This is a genomic window from bacterium (assembly GCA_039961635.1).
Lineage (GTDB): Bacteria > 4484-113 > 4484-113 > JAGGVC01 > JAGGVC01 > JABRWB01.
The window spans coordinates 1-7395 of sequence record JABRWB010000042.1; the positions used below are offsets into that span (position 1 = coordinate 1).

General features: G+C 56.6%; 6 protein-coding genes. 5 read left to right on the forward strand and 1 reads right to left on the reverse strand.

Annotation, left to right across the window (positions count from 1 at the left end):
* Nucleotides 1–576 precede the first annotated feature (576 nt).
* The gene (locus HRF49_07175) at nucleotides 577–1995 is read left to right on the forward strand and encodes a hypothetical protein (GenBank protein MEP0814431.1); all 1419 of its coding nucleotides are present in this window, start codon (nucleotides 577–579) and stop codon (nucleotides 1993–1995) included.
* Here HRF49_07175 and HRF49_07180 read toward each other — a convergent pair.
* Entirely contained in the window at nucleotides 1971–2129 is a 159-nt protein-coding gene (locus HRF49_07180) for a hypothetical protein (GenBank protein MEP0814432.1), read from the reverse strand. The genes HRF49_07175 and HRF49_07180 overlap by 25 nt on opposite strands.
* A gap of 244 nt (nucleotides 2130–2373) precedes the next feature.
* Here HRF49_07180 and HRF49_07185 point away from each other — a divergent pair, with 244 nt between their 5' ends.
* From HRF49_07185 to HRF49_07200, 4 genes are all read left to right on the forward strand, one after another.
* Nucleotides 2374–3399, forward strand: a complete 1026-nt coding sequence (locus HRF49_07185; protein MEP0814433.1) for a hypothetical protein — start codon at nucleotides 2374–2376, stop codon at nucleotides 3397–3399.
* 102 nt (nucleotides 3400–3501) lie between these two features.
* Nucleotides 3502–4653 (forward strand): tRNA guanosine(34) transglycosylase Tgt, encoded by a 1152-nt coding sequence (tgt, locus tag HRF49_07190; GenBank protein MEP0814434.1) that lies wholly within the window; start codon nucleotides 3502–3504, stop codon nucleotides 4651–4653.
* Nucleotides 4654–4842: 189 nt separating this feature from the next.
* Nucleotides 4843–5718, forward strand: a complete 876-nt coding sequence (ccsB, locus tag HRF49_07195; protein MEP0814435.1) for a c-type cytochrome biogenesis protein CcsB — start codon at nucleotides 4843–4845, stop codon at nucleotides 5716–5718.
* Nucleotides 5719–5811: 93 nt separating this feature from the next.
* Entirely contained in the window at nucleotides 5812–7392 is a 1581-nt protein-coding gene (locus HRF49_07200; protein MEP0814436.1) for a cytochrome c biogenesis protein ResB, read from the forward strand.
* Nucleotides 7393–7395: the final 3 nt, after the last annotated feature.

The following is a 7395-nucleotide window of genomic DNA, read 5'->3' on the forward strand; positions in this document are numbered from 1 at the left end:
AACTCGTGCAGGACAAGGGCAAGTGGTACTTCTATCTGGACACTCCCGCGGAAAATAAGCGGTACGGCGAATTCAAAGTGCGGTAGGCGGCCGTAACTAATCCGCGGCACCGCTTTTGGAATTCGCTTTTGGAATCAAGGCGCGCGGCCCGAACGGCGCAGACTTTCTTGAACTATCAGCGATCCGGGACGCGCGGCGTTCACGCCGCATATCGGGGACGCGACGCGCCCTGGAAAACAGCCGCGACGCGGGCCGCGACCGGGGACGCGGATTGGAGCGCGACCGCGGCCCTCATTCACCCGCGCTTTACCGCATGTTTCGCCGCCGCCGTATCTGCGCGCAATAAACGCATTATCAACGCGCGCAAGGTGCGCGACAGGGCGCGACTCGGGAAAAACGAGGGAGATAGGATGTTTGGGAATAGGGAATTGGGGCGGGCGGCAGCCGCCCTGAAAAATCGAGAAACCTCGCATACCATTGGCACAACTAAGGATGGAACTTTGCGCAATGCTGTAGAATCCTAAATGTGAGCGTTTAATGTGAATTTGTCGAGATTCAAAGGGGCGCAACATGATCATGCGGAGATTTTCACTTAAGGCAATTGCGGCGGCGGTTGCCATAATCGCCGGGCTGGTTTTCGCCCAGTTTGGTTCCGCCGCCGACCAAAACTCGACTTTGAATGATTTGTATCTGTTCTATATCCGCGAAAAGGCCAGGGAGCTGAGAAGGCCGGCCACCGAAACACTTCCGAATCAGCTTGCGTTTGAACAGGCTGTTCGCGATGCCGAATCCGAATTCGGAAACCTGCCGGAATATTGGGAGCTGCGAGCAAACTCCGAAGGCCGGGCCAATAATCGTCCTGCGGATTTCACTCCTGAGCAACTTCTTGCATGGACCAATTACGCCAACGACTACTACGATCCGGAAATGCTTCGAATGGTGTTGGAAATTGATCCAAACAGGCCAGCAGTGATTTCGTTGTTGGGCAGTCTGGAATTGGAAGAAAAGTGCGAGGAATTCGTCAAGCATAGCGACTTGGGCAATGTGGCAATTTGGAATCCCGATTGGGATTTGATTCCGATAAACGCAATGAGGAATGCGTACATGCAGGAAAGCGAAAACGGCTATTACTTGTTTATGGAAGCCGTTTATTACGTTAATCTTGGAAATTGGGATAGCGCGATTCCGCTATTCGAGCAGTCAGCATCAAGCGAACATTTTGTAATCCCCGTGCTTTTTCCGGATTCATACGACTCTACGAACTTGGATGATACTGCATTAGAACAGGAGCTTGCGGACAATCCTGCGCTTATAGAGTATTTGATGCTCGCCCCAGTCTTGGGTACCGCCCGTTCGCTGCCGGAGGAAATCGCGGTTAAAGACGCTTATCAAAACGCCCGCGTTGCGCTTCGGCTCGGTTATCCTTATGAGCGCATAATGACTGCAATGCACCGCGCCGCCTGCAAAATGGGAGCCGCGGAAAACGGCAGCACCGACAACGCGGTTACAGCCAGCGCACTTGTCAAAATTCTAGGCGGCGAAGCTATGGCTATCGCCCAGGAAACATGGAATTACAATTTGGAAATAACAGCTGCTTTGGCGTATGCGGAAGCAGATACTGCAAAGCAAGCCGCCGAATTTTTCGAAAAGGGAAGAAATGACGGTCGGATTGCCTCAATGTTTTCGGCAATAACGCCTTTTATGCAAATGCTCTTAAGACTGAACACTATTGACAGGGACCATGCTATAGGAAAGGCAATTGCGCAAGCAACTGGCGGATCCCCAGAACTGCCTGCTATTGAATTGCTGATGCTTATGTTCGAGTCGGACTACGAGCCGATTTATGCCCGCTTTTATGGATATGTGGCTCCAACCGGCGAAGGCACAAGGCAGATATTTCGCGATTTATTGTGGCTGAATTACGCTAGGCCGCGGGACTGGTACGGGCTTTGGCTCCGGAAGCGCAAATTTCAAAATCCATATGAGCCGGAATAGGCGATGAAGGAGATATCGGTGATTGCATCATCAACATCATCCAATTCCAAGCAGAAAAAAAGTGGCCGCGGGTGGCTGTTTTGGCTTGTGAAGTTGCCGCTTGCGCTTTTGGGAATATTGATCGCTTCGCTCATCCTTGTGTTTATCATCGATGACGCGATAATCCGCTCCCGATTATTTACGCGCACGCCCGAGGGCGCATTTGCAAGCATTGCAATGCACGATGTAAACATTTTGCCATATACATGGCTGGGGTATGCTTCGGTGCCTTTTAGAGGATTCGGCCAAATGCGGAATCTGGACAATTCCAAGAGGCAAGACGATAAATGGATTCGGGGAATGGACAGGCGATATGGCCACTTGGCGGAGTATTGGGAAATGCGCCCGACCACAGCAGGGATGAGCAGATTCGCGTGCTACAGCAAAAGCATTGAAATCAATCCCAACGTACCCGATGTTATGTATCTGAAATTCAAATCCGAGCTTGATGAAAAATCTCGCGCCTGGAAAGAAGGCAATGAATGGAATCCGGAATGGGACGAACTGCCGCTTGACGGATTACGCGAGGCGGAGAAATTGGAGCCGGCTAACGGCGCATGGAATTTTTTGGCGGCTTGCGAGCTTAACAACCTCGGCGAATGGGAGGAAGCCAAGAACGAGCTAAGAAAAGCCTTGGCCAAGCCGCAATTCCGGATGCCAAGGCTATATCCCTTGCGTGAATACGTTCGACTTTCCAGCCACTTGATAAACAGCGGTGCTTTGCTGATGCCCGTCATGAATCCCATTGAATCCTGGGACACCGACGAAATGAACTATAGGATGCTCCGGGATGCATATAAAAAAGTTGCAGCAGGATTCCATTTGGGCGGAGATGTCGAGGCGTTGACACTTTGGCATAAATCAGCAGTTAAATATTCAACGGAATATCCATTTGACCAAATGGAAAAAATGTCCAGCCCTTTGCTGATCGATTTGCTTGCCAAATCCTACATATCCGCTTGCGTGGATCAAAATTCAGACGACGCAGCCGCGGCAAAAGAAATGCTTCTTCGTACGGAGTATTATCGAAAAAGCCTTACAGCAATGAATACTGCATTTTCGTTTTCCCCGTTGTTTGCGCTAAATCTGATGCCTGTAACCGGTTACGATGAGGACGCGCCAAACATTGATGCATTTGAAAATAGCGGCGTAATGACGCAATTGCAGCTTACATATAACATGATTTCCAGTGGTAAAGGCAAGCTGGCGATCGACTATGCGGCACACAATGCTAGAAACGAGCTTGCTGAAATGTTTTTGGCTCCGCTGTATGACTGGGATTATGCCGATCCTGCAGAATCTTTGAAAAGGCTGAAAATCAGCGAAATACCGGAATGGCAAGTGGGAAATGAAATCGAAGATTGAATTTGAGTATTGCCTGTCTGCTGGCGCTTTACGGAAGTGCGCGGCATTAATGCCGCGCTTCATGGTTTTGGCTTTCAATGGGCGTACAAGGTACACACTATAATCCCCTCCGTGGAGTTTTCGATTTTGTCTTCCGATCCCTCCGGCGCGCGCGCCGGCCTGATCCGCACGCCGTATGCCGAGCTGGAAACGCCTTATTTCCAGCCTGTGGCGACCGCGGGAGCGATTAAAGGGCTTTCCTGGCGCACGGTTAAGGCGCTCGGCTACCCGCACGTTCTGATGAACACTTACCACCTCCTGATGCGGCCCGGAATCGAGCGTCTGCGCGAACTCGACGGCGCGGATGGCGCGCTGCGCCGGTTCACCGGCTGGGGCGGCGGCATACTCACCGACAGCGGCGGATACCAGGTGTTCTCGCTCTCCAAAAAGTGCGAGATAAACGAATGGGGCGTCGCGTTCCAGAGCCACATTGACGGCAGCGTCCACGCGTTCACGCCCAAGAGCGTGGCCGAGGCGCAGGCCGTCTTCGGAAGCGACATCGCGATGCCGCTGGACGTGTGCAGCGAGCACACGGCGGGCAGGGAAAAGGCCGCGGCTGATTTGGATTTGACGACGCGGTGGCTGCGGGAGTCACGTAAATGGTGGGGCAAGTGCGCCCGGCCCGGCGCGGCGATGTTCGGGATAATCCAGGGCGGGCTGTTTGAGGATTTGCGCGAGACGGCGGCCGCGGATGCGGTTGCGCTCGATTTTCCCGGCTACGCGGCCGGCGGGCTGTCCGTCGGCGAAAGCGACGCGGACTTCTTCCGGGTGGCGCGGCTCACGGCGGCGCTTCTGCCGGATGTCAAGCCGCGGTACCTGATGGGCGTCGGGACGCCGGCGGATTTGATCCGGGCGATCGGCTGGGGGTACGACCTGTTCGACTGCGTCCTGCCGACGCGGATGGCGCGGCATCATGTGGCGTACACGCGGTTCGGCAAGGTGGACCTGCGGCGCAGCGAATACGCGGCCGACGAGTCGCCGCTGGATCCGGAGTGCAGGTGTCCGGTGTGCCGCGACCACACGCGCGCGTACCTGTCGCACCTCGTCAAGCTGCACGAGATCAACGCGCCGGTGCTTCTGACGCTGCACAACCTGCACTTTTTCCGCGAGCTCGTGAAAAAAGCGCGCTCCGCCGCATTGCGCGGCGCGTACCGTTCGTTCGCCCGCAGATGGCTGAAGAGGCTCGGGGAATGGCGGCCCGATGTGGACGGCTGATGAACGCGCGGCGCGGAAATGCGTCTGAATCGAGCGGCGGAGACGGAATGTGAGCGTCCGCGCGCGGGCGCGTTCCGTTCTCGTGAAATAGAATACTTGCGGGGTAGGAATTAGGTGGTTCAAGTACCTGAATGTATAATTCCGGCGGCTTTGCCGGGTGAGCCCATCCGGGCGCACGGAGGTTAATGCATGTCCCAGGCGATGTTCGTTCAGACGAGCTGGATAGTGTATCTGCTCTCCACGCTCGTCTATTCAATAAACACCGGGTTCGTCAGGAGCGAAAAGGCGCAGCGCGCGGTCGGCGCGATGGCGTATTCGCTTCTCGTCCTCGGTTTCGCGTCCCACACCTGCTACCAGATTCTGCGGGCGGTGGACTACTACCACCAGTACCGCGCGTTCAACATCCCCGCGGCGAGCCTGTTCGAGGCGATCAACTTCTTCGCGTGGTGGGTCGCGCTGATTTACATAATCGCGGAGCCGCTCGCCCGCACGCGGCTGTTCGGCGCGTTCGTGGTGGCGATCCCGACGGTCGCGATCGTCTATTCGATGATGAACGAAGGCGTGCGCGCCGGGATGGACCAGCCGCGCCAGCTCGTCGCGGCGCTAAAGAGCCCGTGGCTGAACATCCACGTGACCGCGATGTTCATAAGCTACGCGGCGTTCATGCTCTCGGCAGCGTTCGCGATCTACTTCATTCTTCGAAGCAAGTTCGGCTGGGGGGCGAAAGCGATTGACTCCAAATTCAGCCTTGACGACATAGACACGCTGATATACAGGTTCGTCGTGTACGGCTACCCGTTCCTGACATTCGGCGTTTTCGCCGGCGCGGTATGGGCCGACCAGGCGTGGGGCGTCTACTGGGCCTGGGACCCCAAGGAAACGTGGGCGCTCATCACCTGGCTGATATACACCGCGTTCCTGCACACCAGGCTTGCCTGGGGATGGAAGGGCAACAAGACCGCGATGTTCGCGCTGGTCGGATTCCTGTCCGTGCTCATCACGTTCCTCGGTGTGAATTTCCTCGTCTCGTACTTCCAGCTCGAAAGCGTTCACGCGTACATCTAGCCGCCGTTTTTTGTTCAATTTGAACGATATTGTGAAGTGAAATCGTGCCCGAAGCGGCTTCGCGCCGCCGGGCACGATTGATATAATCGCACCGTGTCAGAACCTAACAAGAAATCCTTCGACCGCGCCGGACTGGAGCATCCCGAAGCCGAAGAGCAAAACGGCTCGGCCGCATCGGTGCCGGCCGTCAGCGACCTTCCCGAGCAATCCGTCACTCCGATGGCGGAGGATCGCGGACTTTTCGCGTGGCTTTACTTCCACCTCACCAATCTTCCCTCGGCTGTCGTCGTCCTTTCGATTATCGCGGGACTCTCGATAATCGGAACCATCGTCCCCCAGATGAAGCCTGCCGCGGATTACGCGACGCAGTACGGCGCGGGCAAGGCGCGGATTTTGATCGCGCTCGGATTCCACGACATCTATCACACGGTCTACTTCAACGTGCTGCTTGGATGGATAAGCGTCAGCGCGATCGTTTGCAGCTACCTTCGCTTCGTGCGCACGTGGCGGCTGCAGTTCAACCCGCGCGTCCGCATCCGCGCCCGCACGATCGAGCGGCTGCGCCACCACCGCGTCGTACCCGCAACGGACGCCGCATCCGAGTTCTCCAGGATTGAAGGCGAGCTGAAAAAGCGCGGCTTCCGCACGTTTGCGCTTTCGCATCCGGACGGCGCGCTGAATCTGTACGCCAGCCGCGGGATGCGCCGGATGTGGGCGCTGGTCGTGCTTCACTTCGCGCTGATAATGATCCTAATAGGCGCGCTGATAAATCTCATCTTCGGCCAGAACGGAGTAATCGGAATCGAAGACGGCCAGACCGTCACGCTCAAAGTGGACGCGGCCGAGGGCAAGCCGGCGCTCATTCAAAAGCTTGTCGGCGGGCTTCCCCCGATGGAGTTCACGCTGCACAACGAGCAGTTCGAGATCACCTACGACAAGTTGGTGAAGGAAATCGACTGGTCGAAAATGGGTTCGAACATCCCGCAGGCCTACAAGGATTTCGAGTCGTTCATCGTCCACCAGTTCACGTCCAATCTCACCGTCGAGCGCAACGGGCGCAAGAAAAGCAAGGTTATTTCCGTCAACTACCCGCTGCACCTGGACAAGCTCGTTTTGTACCAGTCCGCGTTCAACCGGCGGATCGAGCTGGTCGCGACGATTGACGGCACCGAATTCCGCACCGAAGTCAGCCAGGGCGTGCCGTTCGAAGTGACGCCGGACGGGCTGCGCGCGGTGCCGCAGGGCAGGCCGGCCACGACCCCGTTCGTTTTCATCATCGACGACATCAAAGTCGGCCCGTGGTATCAGGCGGGCGAGTACAAGGGCGAGATCCCGCCGATGGCCAAGCTTCGGGTTCTCGACGCGCGCAGCGCCGAGACGGTGCAGATGTCGGTGATCACCAAGGACGAGCCGCTGTCCGCGCCCGGCTTCACGCTCGCAATCGGCGACAAAATCGTCTCCGAGAGCATCTTCCAATGGAAACGCGATCCGGGGCTGCCGCTCGTTTATCTCGGCTTCATCTTCGTCGTGCTGGGAGTGCTGGGCACGCTTTACTGGCGGTTCCAGCAGGCGTACGTGCGTGTGGAAAACGGAAAGCTCTACATCGCGCTGCGCAGCACGGGCATCGCCGAGGACGCGGGCAAGTTCCTGGACGGGATTACGGCGGCGGGGTAGGGG

Excerpts from the sequence above, each read along its gene's own strand:
- HRF49_07175 (MEP0814431.1), top strand. The coding sequence starts at position 577 with ATGCGGAGATTTTCACTTAAGGCAATTGCGGCGGCGGTTGCCATAATC.
- HRF49_07185 (MEP0814433.1), top strand. The coding sequence starts at position 2,374 with ATGCGCCCGACCACAGCAGGGATGAGCAGATTCGCGTGCTACAGCAAA.
- HRF49_07180 (MEP0814432.1), bottom strand. The coding sequence starts at position 2,129 with ATGAGCGAAGCGATCAATATTCCCAAAAGCGCAAGCGGCAACTTCACA.
- ccsB (MEP0814435.1), top strand. The coding sequence starts at position 4,843 with ATGTCCCAGGCGATGTTCGTTCAGACGAGCTGGATAGTGTATCTGCTC.